We start from the raw sequence: 659 nt of genomic DNA on the forward strand, positions 1-659 counted from the left end.
GAAAATAAAGAAAAAAGGGGTCGGTATTAGTGGGAATAGAGAGTAAGGAAATAAAATCGATTATTTCAACTGAGGTAGAATTACGGAAAATATTAGGAAAACCCAGTGAACGAGCTTTAAAAAAAGTTATTTCATCATTAGACCACCATTGCGTAGATTTTCTGTCTAAATCTCCTTTTCTAGTATTATCTACTGCAAATAAATTAGGAGAGTGTGACGCTTCGCCGAGAGGAGATGCACCTGGATTTGTATACGTATTCAATAATAATAAAATTATCATTCCAGAAAGACCAGGCAATCGTCGTATAGACTCCATTTTGAATATTATTTCCAATCCGCGTGTAGGATTAATCTTTTTTATCCCAGGTCTTGGGGAGACACTCAGAATAAATGGCAGAGCGTATATAACAAACGACGAAGAAATTTTGCAAGAAATGCAGGCAAATGGACGCAATCCGTTACTTGGAATTGTGGTTGAGGTAGAGGAATGCTATATCCATTGTGCAAAAGCTTTTATTCGTTCAAAAATGTGGGATCCAGAATCTTGGTTGAATAAAAAAGCGTTACCTTCAGCAGCAAAAATGTTGCTAGAGCATGCGAAAGTGAATGCTTCAGAAGAAGATGTTGCACGTTCTTTAGAAGAAAGTTATACGAAAAGA

General features: G+C 36.4%; 1 protein-coding gene. It reads left to right on the forward strand.

Translation table 11 applies throughout. From position 1 onward, the window contains the following. Nucleotides 1–29 precede the first annotated feature (29 nt). Nucleotides 30–659 (forward strand): pyridoxamine 5'-phosphate oxidase family protein (locus KI369_RS23100; protein ID WP_212957525.1); only part of this gene is annotated, 630 nt, incomplete at its 3' end.

Source organism: Bacillus sanguinis (assembly GCF_018332475.1).
GTDB classification, from domain to species: Bacteria; Bacillota; Bacilli; order Bacillales; family Bacillaceae_G; genus Bacillus_A; species Bacillus_A sanguinis.